18 protein-coding genes, 1 tRNA gene and 1 pseudogene are annotated in these 22,018 nt (G+C 51.9%); 11 read left to right on the top strand and 9 right to left on the bottom strand.

The annotated features are described in order from the left end of the window. Positions 1 to 260 precede the first annotated feature (260 nt). From DBY86_RS07595 to DBY86_RS07575, 5 genes are read left to right on the top strand one after another with little or no spacing between them, the layout of a single operon-like run. The gene (locus DBY86_RS07595) at positions 261 to 1,595 is read left to right on the top strand and encodes a paraquat-inducible protein A (RefSeq protein ID WP_234403414.1); all 1,335 of its coding nucleotides are present in this window, start codon (positions 261 to 263) and stop codon (positions 1,593 to 1,595) included. Then, positions 1,588 to 3,249, top strand: a complete 1,662-nt coding sequence (pqiB, locus tag DBY86_RS07590) for an intermembrane transport protein PqiB (RefSeq protein ID WP_107819522.1) — start codon at positions 1,588 to 1,590, stop codon at positions 3,247 to 3,249. Before DBY86_RS07595 ends, pqiB begins: the two co-directional genes overlap by 8 nt. After that, the gene (locus DBY86_RS07585) at positions 3,249 to 3,767 is read left to right on the top strand and encodes a PqiC family protein (RefSeq protein WP_107819521.1); all 519 of its coding nucleotides are present in this window, start codon (positions 3,249 to 3,251) and stop codon (positions 3,765 to 3,767) included. Before pqiB ends, DBY86_RS07585 begins: the two co-directional genes overlap by 1 nt. A gap of 3 nt (positions 3,768 to 3,770) precedes the next feature. Continuing rightward, on the top strand, positions 3,771 to 4,322 hold the full coding sequence (locus DBY86_RS07580; protein WP_107819520.1) for a DNA-3-methyladenine glycosylase I: 552 nt from the start codon (positions 3,771 to 3,773) through the stop codon (positions 4,320 to 4,322). Further along, complete coding sequence (locus DBY86_RS07575; RefSeq protein WP_107819519.1) at positions 4,312 to 4,953, top strand: arylesterase; 642 nt, start codon at positions 4,312 to 4,314, stop codon at positions 4,951 to 4,953. The genes DBY86_RS07580 and DBY86_RS07575 overlap by 11 nt, the downstream gene beginning before the upstream one ends. Here DBY86_RS07575 and DBY86_RS07570 read toward each other — a convergent pair. Beyond that, positions 4,946 to 5,281, bottom strand: a complete 336-nt coding sequence (locus DBY86_RS07570) for a hypothetical protein (RefSeq protein WP_234403413.1) — start codon at positions 5,279 to 5,281, stop codon at positions 4,946 to 4,948. The two genes, DBY86_RS07575 and DBY86_RS07570, sit on opposite strands and share 8 nt — an antisense overlap. On the opposite strand from DBY86_RS07570, the pseudogene DBY86_RS14135 reads away from it, so the two are divergent. Together DBY86_RS14135 and gcvP are read left to right on the top strand one after the other, a co-directional pair. After that, a pseudogene (locus DBY86_RS14135) lies at positions 5,175 to 5,482 on the top strand (hypothetical protein). The gene DBY86_RS07570 and the pseudogene DBY86_RS14135 overlap by 107 nt on opposite strands. A 30-nt stretch (positions 5,483 to 5,512) precedes the next feature. After that, on the top strand, positions 5,513 to 8,365 hold the full coding sequence (gcvP, locus tag DBY86_RS07560) for an aminomethyl-transferring glycine dehydrogenase (RefSeq protein ID WP_107819518.1): 2,853 nt from the start codon (positions 5,513 to 5,515) through the stop codon (positions 8,363 to 8,365). A gap of 313 nt (positions 8,366 to 8,678) precedes the next feature. Here the strand turns inward: gcvP and DBY86_RS07550 are convergent, their stop codons facing one another. After that, positions 8,679 to 9,521, bottom strand: coding sequence for a c-type cytochrome (locus DBY86_RS07550; RefSeq protein WP_107819517.1), 843 nt, complete (start codon positions 9,519 to 9,521; stop codon positions 8,679 to 8,681). 284 nt (positions 9,522 to 9,805) lie between these two features. On the opposite strand from DBY86_RS07550, the gene DBY86_RS07545 reads away from it, so the two are divergent. Next, positions 9,806 to 9,881 (top strand) — tRNA-Arg (locus DBY86_RS07545). Positions 9,882 to 9,945: 64 nt separating this feature from the next. Here DBY86_RS07545 and DBY86_RS07540 read toward each other — a convergent pair. Beyond that, the gene (locus DBY86_RS07540; protein ID WP_107819516.1) at positions 9,946 to 11,139 is read right to left on the bottom strand and encodes an amino acid aminotransferase; all 1,194 of its coding nucleotides are present in this window, start codon (positions 11,137 to 11,139) and stop codon (positions 9,946 to 9,948) included. Positions 11,140 to 11,159: 20 nt separating this feature from the next. Continuing rightward, complete coding sequence (gene trmA / locus DBY86_RS07535; RefSeq protein WP_107819515.1) at positions 11,160 to 12,248, bottom strand: tRNA (uridine(54)-C5)-methyltransferase TrmA; 1,089 nt, start codon at positions 12,246 to 12,248, stop codon at positions 11,160 to 11,162. 146 nt (positions 12,249 to 12,394) lie between these two features. Here trmA and aroC point away from each other — a divergent pair, with 146 nt between their 5' ends. Next, positions 12,395 to 13,495 (top strand): chorismate synthase, encoded by a 1,101-nt coding sequence (aroC, locus tag DBY86_RS07530; protein ID WP_107819514.1) that lies wholly within the window; start codon positions 12,395 to 12,397, stop codon positions 13,493 to 13,495. A 91-nt stretch (positions 13,496 to 13,586) separates the two neighbouring features. Next, entirely contained in the window at positions 13,587 to 14,012 is a 426-nt protein-coding gene (locus DBY86_RS07525) for a ProQ/FINO family protein (protein WP_107819513.1), read from the top strand. A gap of 73 nt (positions 14,013 to 14,085) precedes the next feature. Here DBY86_RS07525 and parE read toward each other — a convergent pair whose 3' ends face one another. The 4 genes from parE to DBY86_RS07505 all read right to left on the bottom strand — a co-directional run bounded on the left by parE (position 14,086) and on the right by DBY86_RS07505 (position 19,000). Next, complete coding sequence (gene parE / locus DBY86_RS07520; RefSeq protein WP_107819539.1) at positions 14,086 to 16,065, bottom strand: DNA topoisomerase IV subunit B; 1,980 nt, start codon at positions 16,063 to 16,065, stop codon at positions 14,086 to 14,088. A 125-nt stretch (positions 16,066 to 16,190) separates the two neighbouring features. Then, a complete protein-coding gene (locus DBY86_RS07515) occupies positions 16,191 to 16,811 on the bottom strand; it encodes a retron system putative HNH endonuclease (RefSeq protein ID WP_107819512.1) in 621 nt (206 codons plus the stop codon). After that, entirely contained in the window at positions 16,789 to 18,516 is a 1,728-nt protein-coding gene (locus tag DBY86_RS07510; RefSeq protein WP_234403412.1) for an AAA family ATPase, read from the bottom strand. Before DBY86_RS07510 ends, DBY86_RS07515 begins: the two co-directional genes overlap by 23 nt. Continuing rightward, entirely contained in the window at positions 18,476 to 19,000 is a 525-nt protein-coding gene (locus tag DBY86_RS07505; protein ID WP_107819510.1) for an RNA pyrophosphohydrolase, read from the bottom strand. Before DBY86_RS07505 ends, DBY86_RS07510 begins: the two co-directional genes overlap by 41 nt. A 166-nt stretch (positions 19,001 to 19,166) precedes the next feature. Between DBY86_RS07505 and serS the strand changes: the two genes are divergently transcribed. Next, the gene (gene serS / locus DBY86_RS07500) at positions 19,167 to 20,462 is read left to right on the top strand and encodes a serine--tRNA ligase (RefSeq protein ID WP_107819509.1); all 1,296 of its coding nucleotides are present in this window, start codon (positions 19,167 to 19,169) and stop codon (positions 20,460 to 20,462) included. A gap of 76 nt (positions 20,463 to 20,538) precedes the next feature. Here the strand turns inward: serS and DBY86_RS07495 are convergent, their stop codons facing one another. Then, entirely contained in the window at positions 20,539 to 21,537 is a 999-nt protein-coding gene (locus DBY86_RS07495; protein ID WP_107819508.1) for a 2-hydroxyacid dehydrogenase, read from the bottom strand. Between the last annotated feature and the right edge of the window lie 481 nt (positions 21,538 to 22,018).

Genomic DNA, 22,018 nt, shown 5'->3' with positions numbered 1-22,018 from the left:
GGGCAAAATCCGTACCTGACCGCATACAAAAATAATAAACGAGATTTATTATCACATATTTTTGGAAAAAATATCATTTGCGTGATGTTTTTAAGCAGGTATTTTACTATTCTTTACAGAATCGGGATTTTATCAAATGGGTTCGGCAGTCGGCGGACAGCCGCTCAAAAATATTTTTGCCAGACACCAATGGTTTGTTCATACTGCCGAACCTGCCGGTTTTGCATCCTGATTGGGTGTATCGCCTTTTTTCCTTTATAATGCCGACACTTATATTTGCCACTTTTCCGATGAAACCGTTTGCCGAAAATATCCCCCACAGCCTTCGCGGCAACTGCCGCGACGAAGCCCTGCCGCTGCATACGGTAGATTGCCCGGAATGCGGCTGCCGCGCGGATGTACCTCGGTTGGACAGTGGAGAGGCGGCGTTCTGTCCCAGTTGCGGACACAAACTCTTCAGGGTGGGCAGGCATCCTTTTTCCGCCCCGCCCGCCTATGCGGCGGCTTCGCTGATTTTGATGGCGTTTGCTTACGGTATGACGTATATCGAGGTCGGGATACCGGGTGCGGCATCCGTCCTTTCGCTGCCCGAGATGATGCGCCTGATGGTGTTTCAGGATTATGGTTTTTTAGCCGAAGTGATGTTTGTGCTGACCTTCGGCGCGCCGGTTCTGTTTCTGCTGCTGTGCCTGTATGTCTATGCCGCGCTGATACGGAAACAGGCGTATCCTGCGCTGCGTTTGGCAACGCGCGTAATGGTGCGCTTGAGGCAGGCGATGATGGTGGATGTGTTTTTTGTTTCCACTCTGGTGGCGTATATCAAGCTCTCGTCTGTGGCAGAGGTTCGCTTCGGGTCGGCGTTTTATCTGATGTTCGCGCTGTCGGTTATGCTGATTCGGACTTCGGTATCCGTTCCCCAGCATTGGGTGTATTTTCAAATCGGGCGGCTGACGGGGGATAATGCGGTTCAGACGGCATCAGAAGACAAAACCTGTTGCAGCCGCTGCCTGTATTTCCGCGACAGTGCCGAATCCCCCTGCGGTGTGTGCGGTGCGGAACTGTACCGCCGACGGCCGAAAAGTCTGAGTATTTCGTCGGCGTTTCTGACGGCGGCGGTTATTTTGTATTTCCCTGCCAATATCCTGCCGATTATGATTTCGTCCAATCCTGCCGCCACGGAGGTCAATACCATCCTTAACGGCATCGCTTATATGTGGGACGAGGGCGACAGGCTGATTGCGGCGGTTATTTTCAGCGCGAGTATTTTGGTGCCGGTGCTGAAGATTGCGGCAATGGCGGTTTTGATTGCGGCGGCACGGTTCGCTTTGCCGGCGGGCGCAAAGAAATTGTCGCACCTCTACCGCATCACCGAAGCAGTCGGCCGCTGGTCGATGATTGATATTTTTGTGATTATTATTTTGATGTGTTCGTTCCACACTTATGCCGCGCGCGTCATTCCGGGCAGTGCGGCAGTCTATTTCTGCCTGGTCGTGATTCTGACGATGCTGTCCGCCTATTATTTCGACCCGCGCCTGCTTTGGGACAAACGCGCTTCAGACGGCATTGCTTTCAATGAAACGGAAAAATATGACTGACAACAGCCCTCCTCCAAACGGACACGCTCAAGCACGCGTCCGCAAAAACCGCACCTTCCTCTCCACCGTCTGGCTGGTCCCACTGATCGCGCTGATTGCCGGCGGCTGGCTGTGGGTTAAGGAAATCCGCAACAGGGGGCCTGTGGTTACGCTCTTGATGGACAGCGCGGAAGGCATTGAGGTCAACAATACGGTCATTAAGGTATTGAGCATCGATGTCGGACGCGTTACCCGAATCAAACTGCGCGACGACCAAAAAGGCGTGGAAGTAACCGCCCAACTCAATGCGGACGTATCCGGCCTCATCCGCAGCGATACACAGTTTTGGGTAGTCAAGCCGCGTATCGACCAAAGCGGCGTAACCGGTTTGGGTACGCTGCTTTCGGGTTCGTACATCGCTTTTACACCCGGCAAAAGCGACGAGGCAAAAGACGTGTTCCAGGTGCAGGACATTCCGCCCGTTACCGCCATCGGGCAAAGCGGACTGCGCTTGAATTTGATTGGGAAAAACGACCGCATCCTCAACGTCAACAGCCCTGTTTTGTATGAAAACTTTATGGTCGGGCAAATCGAAAGCGCGCATTTCGACCCGTCCGACCAAAGCGTGCATTACACCATCTTCATCCAAAGCCCCAACGACAAACTGATTCATTCCGCCAGCCGTTTTTGGCTGGAAAGCGGCATTAATATCGAAACCACAGGCAGCGGCATCAAACTCAATTCCGCCCCTCTGCCTGCCCTGCTGTCGGGCGCGATTTCATTTGATTCGCCGAAAACCAAAAACAGTAAAAACGTCAAAAGCGAAGACAGCTTCACGCTTTACGACAGCCGCAGCGAAGTCGCCAACCTGCCTGACGACCGCTCGCTGTATTACACCGCGTTTTTCAAACAATCCGTGCGCGGACTGACCGTCGGTTCGCCCGTCGAGTACAAAGGTCTGAATATCGGCGTAGTTTCCGATGTCCCTTATTTTGACCGCAACGACAGCCTGCACCTGTTTGAAAACGGCTGGATTCCCGTACGCATCCGCATCGAGCCTTCCCGTTTGGAAATCAATGCCGACGAGCAAAGCAAAGAGCATTGGAAACAACAATTTCAGACGGCTTTAAACAAAGGCCTGACCGCCACCATCTCCAGCAACAACCTGCTGACCGGCAGCAAAATGATTGAGTTGAACGATCAGCCTTCCACCTCGCCCAAGCTGCGACCGCACACCGTTTATGCAGGCGATACCGTCATCGCCACACGGGGCGGCGGTTTGGACGACTTGCAGGCGAAAGTGGTGGATTTGCTGGACAAGTTCGGCAAACTGCCTTTGGATAAGACGGTTACCGAATTGAACGGCTCGCTTGCCGAGCTCAAGTCCACACTCAAATCTGCCAATGCTGCTTTAAGCTCCATCGACAAACTGGTCGGCAAACCGCAGACGCAAAACATTCCGAACGAACTGAACCAAACCCTGAAAGAGTTGCGCATAACCCTGCAAGGCGTATCGCCGCAATCGCCTATCTACGGCGACGTACAAAATACGCTGCAAAGTTTGGACAAAACCTTAAAAGACGTTCAACCCGTCATTAACACTTTGAAAGAAAAACCCAACGCGCTGATTTTCAACAGCAGCAGCAAAGACCCTATCCCGAAAGGAAGCCGATAATGCGCCTTTTCCCCATCGCCGCCGCCCTGACGCTTGCCGCCTGCGGTACTGTGCAAAGCACACAATATTTCGTGTTGCCCGACAGCCGCTACATCCGTCCTGCAACGCAAGGCGGCGAAACCGCCGTCGAAGTCCGTCTTGCCGAACCGCTCAAACGCGGCGGACTGGTCTATCAAACCGACCCCTACCGCCTCAACACCGCACAAAACCACGTTTGGGCAGACACCTTGGACGATATGCTCGAAGCGGCGTTGAGCAATGCATTCAACCGTTTGGACAGCGCACACATCTTTGTTCCTGCCTCACGCAGCGGCAGTACCGAAAAATGGACGGTCTATATCGACGCATTCCAAGGCAGCTACACGGGCAAAACCCTCATCAGCGGCTACGCCGTCCTACCCGACGGCACGAACAAACCCTTCCATATCGAAACCGAACAGCAGGGTAACGGCTACGCCGCCATGACCGCCGCACTCGAACAGGGACTGAAACAGGCGGCACAACAGATGGTCGAGTAAACCGTGAACTATTGCGAATTTGCCGCCTCACTTCCCGAAAACACCGACAACCCGAACAAACATTACCACGACACGCAATACGGTTTTCCGATTGAGGACGACAATGAATTGTTTGAGCGGCTGGTGTTGGAAATCAATCAGGCAGGATTAAGCTGGACGCTGATGCTGAAGAAGCGGCAGGCGTTTCAGACGGCATTTGAAGGTTTCGACATCGATACGGTCGCCGCCTTCGACGACACCGACCGCGAACGCCTGCTTGCCGACACGGGCATCGTCCGCAACCGCCTGAAAATTAATGCAGCCATTTATAACGCGCGACAAATCAAACAAATACAGCAAGAATACGGCTCATTCAAAAACTGGCTGGATGCGCACCATCCGCTCGACAAGGCTGAATGGGTCAAACTCTTTAAAAAACATTTCAAATTCGTCGGCGGCGAAATCGTCGGCGAATTTCTGATGAGTACCGGCTACCTCAAAGGCGCGCACGCCGAAAGCTGTCCGGTTTACCGTGAAACCCTGAAATACCACCCGAAATGGCTCGATGCCGTCTGAAAAACCAATGAACAGAAGAACCTTCCTCCTCGGCGCAGGCGCGTTGCTTCTTACCGCCTGCGGCAGAAAATCCTCCCGAACCCACGCCAAAATTCCCGAAGGCAGCACCGTGCTTGCCTTGGGCGATTCGCTCACCTTCGGCTACGGCGCAAACTCCGGCGAATCCTACCCCGTTCAACTGCAAAAACTGACGGGGTGGAGCGTCGTCAACGGCGGCGTATCTGGCGATACGTCTGCACAAGCCCTGTCGCGCCTGCCCACGCTGTTGGCACGCAAACCCAAGCTTGTGATTGTCGGCATAGGCGGCAACGACTTTCTGCGCAAAGTTCCCGAGGAGCAGACCCGCGCCAATATCGCGAAAATCATCGAAACCGTGCAAAAGGAAAACATCCCCGCCGTCCTCGTCGGCGTGCCGCACATCACACTGGGCGCATTGTTCGGGCATTTGAGCGATCATCCGCTGTATGAGGATTTGTCCGAGGAATACGGCATTCCGCTGTTCGGCGGCGCGTGGGCGGAAATTTTGGGCGATAATAATCTGAAATCCGACCAAATCCACGCCAACGGCAAAGGCTATCGGAAATTTGCCGAAGATTTGAATCGATTTTTGAGAAAACAGGGGTTCAGATAAACAAAGGTTTATCCGCACCCAAGTTGTTTATATAATCATGAACCGACTGGAACACCAAACTGCTTCGGGACGCATATGCCGTCTGAAGTGCAAAACCTATGCCATACAGCCGCATGAAGTTGCAGCGGTATGGCGTTTTTTGAAAAAGACGGCCTGCCGGTTCGGACGGCATGACCGACCGTCCGAACCTGCTGCGGATAAAGCCCGGACAGGCTGAAATCATGAAATATTGCGAACCTGAAGAAGCATCCGACCCGTACGCAACATACAGGCGTGCCAACCTGATGGCGGGGCTGCCGCTGTTTGTCGTGATTTTGGTTCTGCTCAATATTGTTTTCCGCTTCCGGCGCATCCCTTGGCTTGGCTGGTGCTTGAGGGTTTCATGGTTTTGGTCGGCGGCTTTCCCTTATCGCTGCCGCTTGCGGTGCTTCTTGTCCTGACCTGCTGCATTCTGGCGCATTGTCCGCCATTATCCCGTCTTTTGTGCTACCCTTACCCGAATCATCCGATGTCTAAAAATTCTGCCTGATGGCAGCCCTACAAACCCGAAGGAGTAGAAATGAAACTGTCCGAACTGTTCAACCCCAACGAATTTGCCGCGCGCCATTTGAGTTTCGGCGACGAAGCGGCGTTGCTTGCCGCTGTCGGCGAGCAAAGCATGGACGACTTTATCGGCAACACCGTGCCGCAAAGCATCCGTATGCCGTCCGAACTCGATCTGCCCGAGGCCCTGACCGAGACGGACGCATTGGCGAAATTGAAAGGCATTGCGTCGAAAAATGTGATCAACAAATCCTATATCGGTTTGGGTTATTACCCGACTCGTGTGCCGAACGTGATTTTGCGCAACGTATTGGAAAATCCGGGCTGGTACACCGCCTACACGCCGTATCAGGCGGAAATCGCGCAGGGTCGTTTGGAAGCGTTGTTGAACTTCCAACAAGTGTGTATCGATTTGACCGGTTTCCCCGTGGCGGGCGCGTCTTTGCTGGACGAAGCGACCGCCGCCGCCGAAGCGATGGCGATGGCGCACCGCGTGGGCAAAGTGAAATCCGAGCGTTTCTTTGTGGATGCGCGCGTGTATCCGCAAACTTTGGACGTGATGAAAACCCGCGCCAAATATTTCGGCTTTGAATTGGTGGTCGGCGATTTTGCCCAAGCGGATGAAGGCGAATACTTCGGCGCGCTGTTCCAATACGTCGGCAAAGACGGCGACGTGCAAGACTTGCAAAGCGTCATAGGCCGTCTGAAAGCCAAAGGCACGATTGTCGCCGTTGCCGCCGACATCATGAGCTTGGTCTTGCTGAAACCGCCTGCCGAATTGGGCGCGGACATTGCGTTGGGCAACACCCAACGCTTCGGTGTGCCGATGGGCTTCGGCGGGCCGCACGCCGCTTATTTCGCGTTTAAAGACGAGTTCAAACGTTCCGCCCCGGGCCGCATCATCGGCGTATCCAAAGACGCATCGGGCAAACCCGCGCTGCGTATGGCGTTGTCCACCCGCGAGCAACACATCCGCCGCGAAAAAGCGACATCCAATATTTGTACCGCGCAGGCATTGCTGGCAAACTTGGCCGGTATGTATGCCGTCTATCACGGCCCCGAAGGCGTGAAACGCATTGCCAACCGCATTCACGCGCTGGCTTCCGCCTTTGCCGACGCTCTGGTTTCAGACGGCATCAAAGTGGTTCACAAAGTCTTCTTCGATACCGTTACCGTCGATTTCGGCAACAAAGAGAAAGCAGACCAAGTGTTTGCCGCTGCTTTGGAATCGGGTTACAACCTGCGCCGCGTCAACGATACTCAAGTTGCGGCAGCCTTCCATGAAACTTCGACACGCGAAGATTTAACCGATTTGTACCGCGCGTTTACCGGCAAGGATACGGCTACATTTGCCGATGATGTCAAAGGCCGTCTGAACGCCGAGTTGCTGCGTCAGGACGATATTCTGCAACATCCCGTGTTCAACCGTTACCACACCGAACACGAAATGCTGCGCTACCTGAAAAAACTCGAAGACCGCGATTTAGCGATGAACCGCAGTATGATTTCGCTCGGTAGCTGCACCATGAAGCTCAACGCGACTGCGGAAATGTTGCCGATTACCTGGGCAGAGTTCACCGACATCCACCCCTACGCGCCCAAAGACCAGGCCGCAGGCTACCGCGAACTCTTGATCGACATGGAAAACAGCCTGAAAGCCATTACCGGCTTTGACGCGATTTCCTTCCAACCCAACTCCGGCGCGCAGGGCGAATACAGCGGCATGCTCTCCATCCGCCGCTATCAAGAAGCCAACGGTGAGGGACACCGCAACATCTGCCTGATTCCCAAATCCGCCCACGGCACCAACCCCGCCACCGCCGCCATGCTTGGTTTGAAAGTCGTCGTTGTCGATACCGACGAACACGGCAACGTCAACATCGACGATTTGAAAGCCAAAGCCGAGCAACACCGCGACGCCTTGTCCGCCATCATGATTACCTACCCGTCCACCCACGGCGTGTATGAAGAAGGCATCCGCGACATCTGCCGCATCATCCATGAAAACGGCGGACAGGTTTACATGGACGGCGCCAACCTCAACGCCCAAATCGGCATCATGCAGCCTGCCGAAGTCGGCGCGGACGTGTTGCACATGAACCTGCACAAAACCTTCTGCATCCCTCACGGCGGCGGCGGCCCGGGCGTCGGCCCTATCGGTTTGAAAGCCCACCTCGCTCCGTTTGCACCGGGACACGCTTTGACCGACACCCACAGCGCCAGTGCCGACCAAACCGCCGTTGCTGCTGCGGCCTTCGGTTCTGCGTCCATCCTGCCGATTACTTGGATGTATATCGCTATGATGGGCAAACAAGGTATGGAACAGGCAACGCGCCGCGCATTGCTCAACGCCAACTACATCGCCAAAGCCTTGGGCGAGGATTATCCGATTCTCTACACAGGCAAAAACGGCCGCGTCGCGCACGAATGTATCGTTGATTTGCGTCCGCTCAAAGCCGAAAGCGGCATCACCGAAACCGACATCGCCAAACGCCTGATGGACTACGGCTTCCACGCGCCGACCGTTTCCTTCCCCGTTGCCGGTACGCTGATGATCGAGCCGACCGAAAGCGAAAGCAAAGCCGAACTCGACCGCTTCATCGCCGCCCTGAAATCCATCCGCCGCGAAGTGCAGAAAGTCATCGACGGCGAATGGCCGAAAGACAATAATCCGCTGGCCAACGCCCCACACACCGCCGCAGATATAACCGGCGACTGGGCGCGCCCGTATTCCCGCGAAGAAGCCGTCTTCCCGTTGCCGTTCGTGCGCGAACACAAGTTCTGGCCCTTTGTCAACCGCGTGGACGACGTGTACGGCGACCGCAACCTCGTGTGCAGCTGCCCGCCGATGGAAAATTATGAAGACTGACCGTTGAAACCCCGAAGACAAATGCCGTCTGAAACACTTTCAGACGGCATTTTCGTCAACGGCGGACCGGTTGCACCGATACACGTATCTCGACTATAACTTTAAAACAAATGGGTTAAACCAATATCCATACACCGGGTTTTTTTTATCATCCTGCTTTTTATTCATCCGATTGAGCAGACAGATTTTGAAGATGAAAAGCCTATTTGCACCCTTTGATGTCATTCCCACACGGACAAACAAATAAATTCCCATAAAAAAACGGAGCAGACACCTGCCCCGTTTTTATTTAATCCGAAATTTTAATCCGAATTTAGAATTTCGCACCGGATTGGTTGGCCATGTAGTCAACCGCTGCTTTGACTTCGTCATCGCTCAAGCCAGCGTTGCCGCCTTTTGCAGGCATCGCGTTAAAGCCTTCAAGGGCGTGTTTGTGCAAGGTTTCTTTACCTTGTTTGATGCGGGGAGCCCAATCGTCTTTTTTACCTATGCCGGGAATACCGGGAATCGAACCGCCGTGGCACGCCTGACAGCTTGCTTCAAAAACTTTCTTGCCGTCAACGCCGCCTGCAGCAGGTGCGGCAGCACCTTTGCCCTCTGCCCCCGCTTCCGCTGGAGCTGCATTATCGGCAGGAGCAGAAGCTGCCCCTGAAGCGGCATTGTCGGCAGGTGCAGCCTCATCAGGATTTGGGAAAGAACCTCCGCTTTTGTTTGCCATGTAGGTAATCGCCCGTTTGAGTTCCTGATCGGTCAGGTCTGCCGCACCGCCTTTTGCGGGCATGGCGTTAAAGCCATTCAGCGCGTGTTGGAACAAAGTATCGAAGCCTTGCGCGATACGCGGCGCCCAGTCGCCGTTGTGCTCCAGTTTCGGGGCGTTCGGCACATTGCTGTCCGCCGCGTGGCATTGGATACAGATTTTGCCGAAAATCTGTTCGCCTTGGCGTTCGCCGACGGGGATGCCGTCGCCCATCGTCAATTGTCCGACGGGCTGGATACGAGTCTGCGTTGCCGCTTCCGTAGTGGCATCGACATCGCCGAACGAGCCGCTGCCCGCCAGCTTAATCAGGAAATAAAGGACTGCAATAACAATAACGATACCGCTCACAAGGGTAAACAGTGCAGAGCCTTGGGCTTTATTGTCGCGGAGTTGTTTCATTTGGTAGGCCTCGCCGTCAGGTTAGGTTGTGCTGTAGATTATAGTTTGGTGTGTTAAACGCAGTTAACAATATTTTGCTGGATTATACTGAATTCACAGGGTCTTTCCAATCGCTATCATTGAAAATATGAAAAAATTTGCCAACAGTATCTGTGCAAAACAAATAATCCGTTGAAAATACTGGATTATCTCCAAGAAAACTCCCATTATGCCTCCATACGCCGCCTGACGGCGCAAGATAACCTTTGCCAATTTGCAGAATTTACGTTAACCTTACGTTTTCCGCACCCATAGCTCAGTTGGAAGAGTGTCAGTTTCCGAAGCTGGAGGTCACAGGTTCGATCCCTGTTGGGTGCGCCAATTATAAAGAGGCCGTCTGAAAGATAAATACTTTTCAGACGGCCTTTTGACTTACTTCAAACTCTTATTTCAACACTTCGGCAAACGCATCGGCGACATAGGCGATATTTGATGTATTCAGCCCGGCGACGCACATCCTGCCGGAATCCAGCAGGTAAACGGCAAATTCGTCGCGCAGCCTGCGGACTTGTTCTACGCTCAACCCTGTGTAACTGAACATGCCGCGCTGTTTGATGAAATAAGTGAAATCGCGATCGGGGATTTGTGCAGTTAAGACATCGTAAAGTTTCTGTCTCATGGCGCGGATGCGGTCGCGCATCATATAAACTTCGTTTTGCCACAAGGCGTAAAGTTCGGGGTTGTTCATCACGCCGGCGGCGAGATACGCGCCGTGCGCGGGCGGGCTGGAGTAAATGCGGCGGACGGTAAATTTGAGTTGTCCGAACACCAATTCCGCTTCTTCTTTATTCGGGCAAACCACGCTTAAGCCGCCGACGCGCTCGCCGTAGAGCGACAGGTTTTTCGAGAAGGAATTACTGACGAACAGCGGCAATTCCATTTCCACCGCTTTGCGGACGGCGTAGGCATCACTGTCCAAATCGCCGCCGAATCCTTGGTAGGCAATGTCCATAAACGGAATCAGTTTGCGCGTTTTGATGATGTGCAACACTTCGTCCCATTGTTGTTCCGACATATCCACGCCGGTCGGGTTGTGGCAGCAGGGATGGAGAATCAGGACGCTGTTTTCGGGCAGGGTGTTGAAAAACGCGGTCATTTCGTCGAATTTCACGCCGACGGTGGTGGGGTCGTAATATGGGTAAGTGCCGACCTCGAAACCCGCGCCTTCAAAAATGCCGCGATGGTTGTCCCAAGTCGGGTCGCTGACGTAGGCGCGCGCTGCGGGGAACCAGCGGTGCAGAAAGTCCGCCCCGACTTTGAGTGCGCCCGAGCCGCCCAAGGTTTGTACGGTAACGATGCGTCCTTGCGCGAGCGCGGGGTTGTCTTTTCCGAACAATAAATGTTGCACCGCGCTGCGGTAAGTGTCCAAACCTTCCATCGGCAGGTAGGGCGACGGCGCAGGCGTGGCGGCGCGGACGGTTTCGACACGGTTCACAGATTCCAATACGGGCATCTTGCCTTCGTCGTCGAAATAAATGCCTATGCTCAAATTGACTTTTTCAGGGCGCGGGTCGTTTTTGAAGGTTTCGACCAAACTCAAAATCGGGTCGCCGGGGTAATATTCAACGTGTCGGTACATAGTCTTTACCTTTTGCTTTTTCAAAGGATTTTCTTTTTCAACAGTACGCCGCTTTCGATATGGTGCGTAAACGGGAATTGGTCGAACAGGGCGGCACGTTCGACCGTATGGGTTTCCGCCAAGGTATCCAAATTGGCGCGCAGCGTTTCGGGATTACAGGAAATGTAGATGATATTGTCAAACTGCGACACCAGCTTCAAAGTTTCCTCATCGATACCGGCACGCGGCGGATCAACAAAAATAGTGGAAAATGCATAATCCGTCAAAGCAATACCACCCTCCTTAAGGCGTGTAAACTCACGTTTGCCGGTATAGGCTTCGGTAAATTCTTCGGCAGACAGGCGGGCGATTTTGATGTTGCCTATCCCGTTTGCCTCAATATTCCATTGCGCCGCGCTGACGGAGGTTTTGGAGATTTCGGTTGCCAAAACACGTTCAAACTTTTCAGATAAAGGAAGCGTAAAGTTGCCGTTTCCACAATATAGTTCGAGCAGGTCGCCGCCCAAGCCTTCCGCCGCGCGGCACGCCCACTCAAGCATTTTTTGACACACGGCAGCATTCGGTTGGGTAAAGCTGCCTTCGATTTGGCGGTAGTGGAAATCGCGGTCGCCGACGCGCAGGGTTTCGGTTACGTAATCTTGTTTTAAAACGATTTTCTGCCCCCTACTCCGCCCGATAACGGCAATGTCCAACCGTTCTTGCAGCTCTTGTGCCGCCTGTTGCCATCCGTCGCCGAGTTTTTTGTGGTAAATCATAGTAACCAGCATTTCGCCACTGAGCGTGGAGAGGAATTCGACGGCGTACCAGCGGTTTTTGAGTTCGGGGGATTGCGCGGCGGCGGCAATCAGCTCGGGCATGAGGCGGTTGACGGCCTCGGAAGCTGCTTCAAAACGGTCGCAGCGTATCATGCTTGCGCTGCTGGCTTTCTGCCCTTTTTCAAACATGGCGTAAAACATTTCACCGCCTTCGTGCCAAATGCGGAATTCGGCGCGCATACGGTAGTGTTTGTCCGGAGATTCGTACACTTCCCACTCAGGGAAATCCAAACCTGCAAAAAGGGTTTTAAGGCAGTCTTTTTTATCTTGAAGCTGCTGCGTGTAGTCGCTCATATCTCTATCCTGAAAAATCAGACCGGATTATAAGCCGATTTTCCTCACCACACGTAAACTCTTTGACTGCCTCCCCTTCAATGGCGGACGGGCTTTTGTGCTAAAATCCGTCATCTTTCCACACTATACCGATAAAGGGAAAAATCATGGCAGGCAACACTTTCGGACAACTCTTTACCGTTACCACCTTCGGCGAAAGCCACGGCGCAGGTTTGGGCTGCATCATCGACGGCTGTCCGCCCGGACTGGCATTGACCGAATCAGACATCCAAGCCGACCTCGACCGGCGCAAACCCGGCACCAGCCGCCACGTTACCCAACGCCGCGAAGCCGACCAAGTCGAAATTCTCTCCGGCGTCTTCGAAGGCAAAACCACCGGCACACCCATCGCCCTCTTAATCCGCAATACCGACCAACGCAGCAAAGACTACGGCAACATCGCCCAAAGTTTCCGCCCCGGCCATGCCGACTATACCTATTGGCACAAATACGGCACGCGCGACTATCGCGGCGGCGGCAGGAGTTCCGCCCGTGAAACCGCCACCCGCGTTGCCGCCGGAGCCGTCGCCAAAAAATGGCTGAAAGAAAAATTCGGCACGGAAATTACCGCCTACGTTACCCAAGTCGGCGAAAAAGAAATTCAGTTTGAAGGCTACGAACACATTTCCCAAAATCCTTTTTTTGCCGCCAACCAAAGCCAAATTGCCGAGCTGGAAAACTATATGGACGGCGTGCGCAAATCCTTGGATTCCGTCGGCGCGAAACTGCATATCGAAGCGACCAACGTCCCCGTCGGTTTGGGTGAACCCGTTTTCGACCGCCTCGATGCCGAAATCGCCTACGCCATGATGGGCATCAACGCCGTCAAAGGCATAGAAATCGGCGCGGGCTTCGGCAGCGTCGTCCAACGCGGCAGCGAACATGGCGACGAACTGACCCCGCAAGGCTTCCTGTCCAACCACTCAGGCGGCATCCTCGGCGGCATCAGCACCGGACAAGACATCCACGTCAATATCGCCATCAAACCCACCAGCTCCATTGCCACACCGCGCCGCAGTATCGACATCAACGGCGACCCCGTCGAACTCGCCACCCACGGCAGACACGACCCCTGCGTCGGACTGCGCGCCGCGCCGATTGCAGAAGCCATGCTCGCATTAGTCCTCATCGACCACGCCCTGCGCCATCGCGCGCAAAATGCCGACGTTCAGGTTAATACGCCCGACATTACCCTTTCAAACAAATAAAAATTTAGCCAAAACACAGACTTTATAATAGAATATCGAGCATTGCCGTGCAGCCTTGACGCACGGGTTTGTTTAGAGGAATGCAACTGAAATGATACAAGAAACCGCTTTGGGCGCAGCACTGAAATCTGCGGTCCAAACCATGAGCAAAAAGAAACAGACAGAAATGATTGTCGACCATATCTACGGCAAATACGATGTATTCAAACGCTTCAAACCGTTGGCGCTCGGCATCGATCAGGATTTGATTGCCGCTTTGCCGCAATACGATTCCGCACTGATTGCACGCGTCCTCGCCAACCACTGCCGCCGTCCGCGTTATCTGAAAGCCTTGGCGCGCGGCGGCAAACGTTTCGATTTGAACAACCGTTTCAAAGGCGAAGTTACCCCCGAAGAACAGGCGATCGCGCAAAACCATCCTTTCGTGCAGCAGGCTTTGCAACAGCAGTCCGCCCAAGCTGCCGCCGAAACGCCGTCTGTTGAAGCCGAAGCAGCCGAATCTTCCGCAGCAGAATAAATCCCCAAACGAAATGCCGTCTGAAAACCGATTCGGTTTCAGACGGCATTTTTTCGTATGCGGCAATCACGGTTCAAATATCCAATTCCGCCGTATCTCCTTCGCGTTCCATCCATGCGCGGCGGGCGGCGGCTTCGCCTTTGCCCATCAGTTTGACGAAGATGTCGCGCGTCTCGTCATCCGCGCCTTCGGGGATTTGTACCTGCAACAGGCGGCGGGTGTCGGGGTGCATGGTGGTGTCTTTGAGCTGGTCGGGGTTCATCTCGCCCAAGCCTTTGAAACGGCTGATGGAATAGGCGGTTTCTTTAACGCCTTCTTTTTGCAGCCGCTCCAAAATGCTGTCGAGTTCGTTTTGGTCGAGGGCGTAGAATTTGCGGGCGGGTTTGCTTTTGCCTTGTGCGTTGACATCGACGCGGAACAGCGGCGGCTGGGCGACGTAGATGTGTCCGTCGGCGACCAGTTTCGGGAAGTGGCGGTAGAACAGGGTCAGCAGCAAAACTTGAATATGCGAGCCGTCCACGTCGGCATCGGACAGGATGGCGATTTTGCCGTAGCGCAGGCCGCTTAAGTCGGGATGGTCGTTGATGCCGTGCGGATCGACGCCGATGGCGACGGAAATGTCGTGGATTTCGGCGTTGCCGAAAAGCTGGTCGGGGTGGACTTCAAAGCTGTTAAGCACTTTGCCGCGCAGTGGCAGGATGGCCTGCGTGGCTTTGTCGCGGGCAAGTTTGGCGGAGCCGCCGGCGGAATCGCCTTCGACGAGGAAGAGTTCGTTTTCGCGGATGTCTTCGCTTTCGCAGTCGGTCAGTTTGCCGGGCAGGACGGCGACGCCGCTGCCTTTTTTCTTTTCAATCTTTTTAACCGAACGCAGCCGTGCCTGTGCCTGACGGATGGCGAGTTCGGCGATTTTTTTGCCGAAGTCCACGTTTTGGTTCAGCCACAATTCCAAAGGGTCGCCCGCTACGGCGGCGACGAGTTTCAGCGCATCGCGGTTGGTCAGCTTGTCTTTGGTCTGACCTTGGAATTGCGGATCGAGGACGCGGGCGGAGAGGACGAAGGCGGTTTTGCCGAACACGTCGTCGCTTTGTACTTTCACGCCGCGCGGTAGGAGGTTGTGCAGATTGATGAAGTTGTTGACGGCGTTGAACACGGCTTGTTTCAAGCCTGCTTCGTGCGTGCCGCCCAACGGGGTGGGGATGAGGTTGACATAGCTTTCGTTGGCGCACGAGCCTTCTTCCAGCCAAGTCAGGGCAAACGCCGCGCCTTCGCCGATACTGAAATCGCCGTTGTGGCCGTCTGAAATGTAGTTTTCACAGGAGAAGATAGGCGCGGCTTCTTGTGCATCGGCAATCAGGTCGGTCAGATAGCTTTTCAGACCGTCCGGGTAGTGCCAGGTTTGGGTTTGCGTTTCGTCTTTGACCGGACGGGTCAGGGAAACGCGCACGCCCGGCAGCAGCACGGCTTTGGCGCGCAGCAGACGTTCGAGTTCGGGAATGCTGTAATTCGGGCTTTCAAAATATTTGCCGTCCGGCCAGACGCGCACTTCGGTGCCGCTGTCTTTGACGGCGCATTTGCCTACTTCCGCCAACGGTTCGACCACGTCGCCGCCGGCAAACACGATGCGGTGGACTTTGCCTTCGCGTTTGACGGTTACTTCGAGGCGGGTGGAAAGCGCGTTGGTAACAGACACGCCCACGCCGTGCAGGCCGCCTGAAAAGGCATACGCGCTGCCGCCGTCTTTTTTGTTGAACTTGCCGCCCGCGTGCAGACGGGTAAACACGAGTTCGACCACGGGCACGCCTTCGACAGGGTGCAGCCCGACGGGAATGCCGCGCCCGTTGTCGTGTACGGAAAGCGAACCGTCGTCGTGGATGCGCACGTCGATTTCAGTGGCGAAACCGCCCAACGCCTCGTCCGCCGCATTGTCGATGACTTCTTGGCAGATGTGGGTCGGGCTGTCGGTGCGTGTGTACATGCCGGGACGTTCTTTGACCGGCTCTAAACCTTTGAGGACGGTAATGCTGGATTCGCTGTATTGTGTCTTTTTTGTCATAATTATGTTGTTTGCCAAATGGAATTTGAAAATTTGATTAATTAGTAAAATATTCCTTGTGACATACCATATTTCTTATTAGTAAAAAGCTTTAATATAATAAAAATCAAGTTTTGGCTATTTTCTTATGAGTTAGTCCAATTTTTAATTGCATTGACAATGGCTGGCGTAAAAGCAATAAGTTTTCCGTTTTCAGGTTGCATAATATCATCACAAACGGATTGTAATAACTCATCATCTTCCACTTCAATTGGATTTCCAAGTCCATGACTTATAAGCATGGAATTAATAGCTTGCTTTCTTGATTCGCATAATTTTTTATGATTTAATTGCAAAATATCAATTGCACTTCTTGCCCTTTCTGTTTTACCACTTACAGCACCATTTATTCTAAATTCAAATTCAGTTTCACATTCGTCCATCAAAGGCGTAAGTGGAAGGATTTTCGAACCTTTTGAATTGTCACAATGCCCTGTTTGATTGCAACTTGCTACAATATTATTAAAATCCATAGACAAATTGGGGTAATGATGACGTGGCTGAATATGCTCATTCATGGTATCCACATTTGTTCCTGAAATTTCTTTGCAGCAATAAGCACATAAATAATATTGTTCTTCTGTGCATTTTTGCCGAATATCTTGGCGGACAATCTCATCATTTAAATCTTTGTATTGATGAGCAGGGTTGTCTTGTTTGTACCTGGCAAAACTGACAGGCTCATCAGCTTTTTGAATTTTTCTCATAACGGATTTCCTGTTTTTTGAGTAAAAGTTGAGCCTTGGCTAATTCTAAATTATTTTCAGGCAGATCTTGGCGTAATGTAGTTAACTTAATTTTTGCCTCATCCAATTGATTATCCTGAATTAAATCCAATAAATGATTCAATTTTTGGGTAACTTCTTCATTGCGAATAGCTGTTTCCATTACATTCAATAAAACCGTGTTTGCATCTTGCCCATATTGTGATGATACTTGTTGTATTTCTCCATTTTCTAATGAATAAACAATAATATCCTTACTATCGCTAATTACAAGCGGCGAATGTGTGCTTAATACAAATTGACAATTTGGAAAGGTTTTGGTCAGTCGTTCAATTAATTGACGTTGCCATTGTGGATGTAGATGTAAATCGGCTTCATCGATAATTACAATACCATGTCCATTCAAGGGATTCTCCAAACTTGGGTTAAGCATTGCCAAACGACGAGCAATGTCGCCTATCAATGCCATTAGGGATTTTTCGCCTTGAGAGAGTTGGGAAACTTCAAATTCTAGATTATTTTTTTTTACAATCATGCGTAATTTAGGTTTTCTTTGAACCCTAATATTTTCAAAATTAGTAAAATTCTGTACTGCATCTTTAACTGTTTTTAATTGGATATCCAAATAATTTATTTTTTTTCTTAAAGCATCTTTTCCTATCGATGGCACAGCGTTTGTAAAAAATAAATCAGTCTGTGATTTTGTTTCAATAAATTTATTCATCAATTCAATTAACTGCTCAGAGAAATCAGCTATTTTTTCTAATTCATTATCATTTTTAGCTTTAACAAGCGCGTTCTCTTTTTTTTCAATATCTTTTCGTAAAGAAGCCATCTTATCAAAAGCATTAAACAAACTGTCCATGTTTGAATCCAGATCACCTAGCCCATTGATTATTTGACCTATTTCTGAAAATGCATTTTCTTCATTTTCAATATCCTCCCTTTCACGAAACCACTCAAAAAATCGTCTAAAATCAACGCCCATTTCCAACGCATTATCATAACCGTTAAGTTGTTCAAAAGAATGTTTTTCTCTAATTTTTAACGGAATATCTAATACGCTGCGTTCAACAGGATAAAAAGCTAATATCGGCAAATCAGCTTGTTCATTTTCGGTTAAATTAGTGCGATGAATATCTGCTAATTCATTAATATCTTTCAAATCAGTAGAAAACTGATTTTTCCTGCCCTTTTGAGCTTTGCTAAGCTGCCATGTAAATGATTTTTTGGTATTTTCAATACTCAGCACCACCATTCCTGAAGACCGTCCATTCATAATCACTTCTTCGGGAATATCCAAACCTCGCCCACGTTCGCTACGAATACGCGCAGGCAGCCAACTCAACGCCGTAACCAACGATTTCAAAACTGTTGTTTTTCCTGAGCCGTTATTCCCAATAAAAACAGCAACCTTAGGTGCATTTTCAGTTAAAGGCGCGAGTGGAATGGTTAATTCTTTGAATTGTCCAATATTATGTAGAGTTATTGATTTTACTTGCATTTTATTACTTTCTGCTTCATGGGAGCATTTGCTGGTGTCAGAAAAATATGATTTTACAGTCTGTATAATTTGAATGCCATGCCGTCTGAAAGGATGAAAAACAACGCTTTCAGACGGCCTGAAAGCGTTGCGTTCCGTTGTTTTACCGGTTGCCGGAAGGTTGGCGGGCGGCAAAGTCTTCATAACTTTCCATACCGCGCAGGAAGCGGGAAGAAAGTTCTTTCAACGCCCCCAAATAAACGTCGCGTTTGAAATCAATCACTTCGTCAACGGGCGCCCAATATTGGTGCCAACGCCAGCCGTCAAATTCGGGGTGGCGGGTGGCGCGCAGGTTGACATCGCAATCCCGGCCGGTCAGGCGCAGGAGATACCAAATCTGCTTCTGTCCGCGATAGGATCCGCGCCATTCGCGGCGCACCCAGTTGTTCGGCACGTCGTAACGCAGCCAGTCGCGCGTCCGCCCGACGATTTTGACGTGTTGCGGCAGAAGTCCGACTTCTTCGTACAACTCGCGGTACATGGCGGTTTCGGGGCTTTCGCCCGGCTTGATGCCGCCTTGCGGAAACTGCCATGAATGTTCGCGTACACGCTTGCCCCAAAAGACCTCGTTGCGGTTGTTGATTAAGATGATACCGACATTGGGGCGATAGCCTTCTCTGTCCAACACGGTGTCGCCCTCCGTTAAATTCAATCTTGAGATTTTCCCACAAATCAGGCGGTTTTGACAAATCAGACGGCATGGCGGTACGTGTGCCGAAACACGGGGGGATTTGGGAAAATATCTTGAATTTGGTTTACAATAATACGTTTCAAATTAATTCGGGAATCAGACCATGTTAGATATCCAATTGCTCCGCAGCAACACCGCCGCCGTTGCCGAACGGCTTGCACGGCGCGGTTATAACTTTGATACCGCACGTTTTGACGCACTGGAAGAACGACGCAAGTCCGTTCAGGTGAAAACCGAAGAACTACAAGCCTCGCGCAACAGCATTTCCAAACAAATCGGCGCACTGAAAGGTCAGGGCAAACATGAAGAGGCGCAGGCGGCCATGGATCAAGTCGCCCAAATCAAAACCGATTTGGAACAGGCTGCCGCCGATTTGGATGCCGTTCAAAAAGAATTGGACGCATGGTTGTTAAGCATTCCGAACCTGCCGCATGAGGGCGTGCCTGTCGGTAAGGATGAAACCGAAAACGTCGAGATCCGAAAAGTCGGTACGCCGCGCGAATTTGACTTTGAAATCAAAGATCATGTCGATTTGGGCGAACCTTTGGGTTTAGATTTTGAAGGCGGCGCGAAACTTTCCGGCGCACGATTTACCGTGATGCGCGGACAAATCGCCCGCCTGCACCGCGCGCTGGCGCAATTCATGCTCGATACGCACACGCTGAAACACGGCTACACCGAGCATTACACGCCCTATATCGTGGACGACACCACCCTGCAAGGCACGGGCCAGCTGCCGAAGTTTGCGGAAGATCTGTTCCACGTTACCCGTGGCGGTGATGAAACCAAAACCACGCAATATCTGATTCCGACAGCCGAAGTTACCCTGACCAATACCGTTGCCGACAGCATTGTGTCCGAAAGCGAACTGCCGCTGAAGCTGACCGCGCATTCGCCCTGTTTCCGCAGCGAGGCGGGTTCGTACGGCAAAGACACGCGCGGTCTGATCCGCCAACACCAGTTCGACAAAGTGGAAATGGTGCAAATCGTTCATCCCGAAAAATCATACGAAGCACTGGAAGAAATGGTCGGCCATGCCGAAAACATCCTGAAGGCTTTGGAACTGCCCTACCGCGTAATTACCCTGTGTACCGGCGACATGGGCTTCGGCGCAACTAAAACGTATGACTTGGAAGTTTGGGTTCCCGCGCAAAATACCTACCGCGAAATCTCAAGCTGCTCCAACTGCGAAGATTTCCAAGCCCGCCGCATGAAGGCGCGTTTCAAAGACGAAAACGGCAAAAACCGCTTGGTACATACTTTGAACGGCTCCGGCTTGGCAGTCGGCAGAACGCTGGTCGCCGTATTGGAAAACCATCAAAACGCCGACGGCAGCATCAACATCCCTGCCGCACTGCAACCGTATATGGGCGGCGTTGCCAAATTGGAAGTCAAATAAGTTGCAGGCTGCCTGAACGTCAAATGCCGTCTGAAACCTGTTTCAGACGGCATTTCCTTTAAACTCTTAAAACACATCAGCCGCCGGCACGAACCGCATTGCCGCAATCGCCGGTCTGCAAGACCTCGCGGATATTGGACAGGGTTACTTCCGAAATATTGCCGAGCGCCTCCTCCGTCAAAAAGGCCTGATGGCCGGTAAACAGCACGTTATGACAAGACGACAGCCGGCGGAACACGTCGTCGGTAATCACGTCGTTGGATTTGTCTTCAAAAAACAATTCGCGTTCATTTTCATACACGTCCATACCCAATGCGCCGATTTTCCGACACTTCAACGCCTCGATGGCGGCGGCACTGTCAATCAGCCCGCCCCGGCTGGTGTTGATGATCATCACGCCGTCCTTCATCTTGGCAAACGCCGCTTCGTTCAGCATATAGTGGTTCTCCGGAGTGGCGGGGCAATGCAGCGTGATGATGTCCGATCGGGCATACAGCTCGTCCAAATCCACATATTTGCCGCCGAGTTTTTCCACTTCGGGATTGCAAAACGGATCGTAAGCCAGCAGGTTCATACCGAAACCCTTTAAAATCCGCATCGTTGCGATACCGATTTTCCCCGTGCCGATAACGCCCGCCGTTTTGCCGTACATATTGAAACCGGTCAGCCCCTCCAAAGAAAAATTGGCATCGCGGGTACGCTGGTAGGCTTTGTGGATGCGGCGGTTCAAGGTCAGCATCAGCCCCACGGTATGTTCTGCAACCGATTCGGGCGAATAGGCGGGAACGCGCACGACTTTCAGGCCCAATTCTCCAGCCGCTTCCAAATCGACATTGTTAAACCCCGCGCAACGCAGGGCGACCGCCTTTACCCCGATTTTTGCCAGTCGTTCCAACACGGGCCGGCCGCCGTCGTCGTTCACAAAAATACAGACCGCTTCCGCACCTTCCGCCATTTTCGCCGTTTTTACATCCAGCATAAAATCAAAAAACTCCAGCTCGAAGCCGAAATGCCGGTTGGCGCGGGCAAAATGTTCGCGGTCATAGCTTTTCGTACCGTAAATCGCAATCTTCATCCGGATTCCTATCCCTTGTCCGTTGTCGAAAACGGCATCATACACTGGATTCGGGCAGAGCCGGCGGCTTGTTTTCGCGGTTTTGCGCCGCAGGCGCGCCCTGCCCGACCGCCCGGCACGTCAAAATGCCGTCCGAACGCCGTTTGCACCTTATGTTTCCGAAAGAGGGCGCACGTTCAAATCCCCTTTTTTCCTTATTTCCGAACAAAAAAGCCGGGAATATGCGGGCGCATCCCTTCCGCTTATCATCCGATCGGCGGAAAAATGCCGTCTGAAAAAGCATTTCTTTTTCAGACGGCATTTTTCAGACTGTCCGCCATATGCCGCCGGTTTTGCTATTGATTTTTCATTATTTTCATGTTTTTTATGTGCTTTGCCTTAAAAGACTGAAATATAAAAAATAAAGCCGCAAATTGTCAGAAAGAAAAGTAAAGCTAAACTTTTTATTTTATTTTCTGCCGTATCTTCTTCCCATGGTTTA

Origin of the sequence: Neisseria bergeri (genome assembly GCA_003044455.1) — a bacterium.
Classification (GTDB): domain Bacteria; phylum Pseudomonadota; class Gammaproteobacteria; order Burkholderiales; family Neisseriaceae; genus Neisseria; species Neisseria bergeri.
Note: the sequence above shows the minus strand (reverse complement) of the source record. Positions and strands in the feature narration are given on the sequence as shown.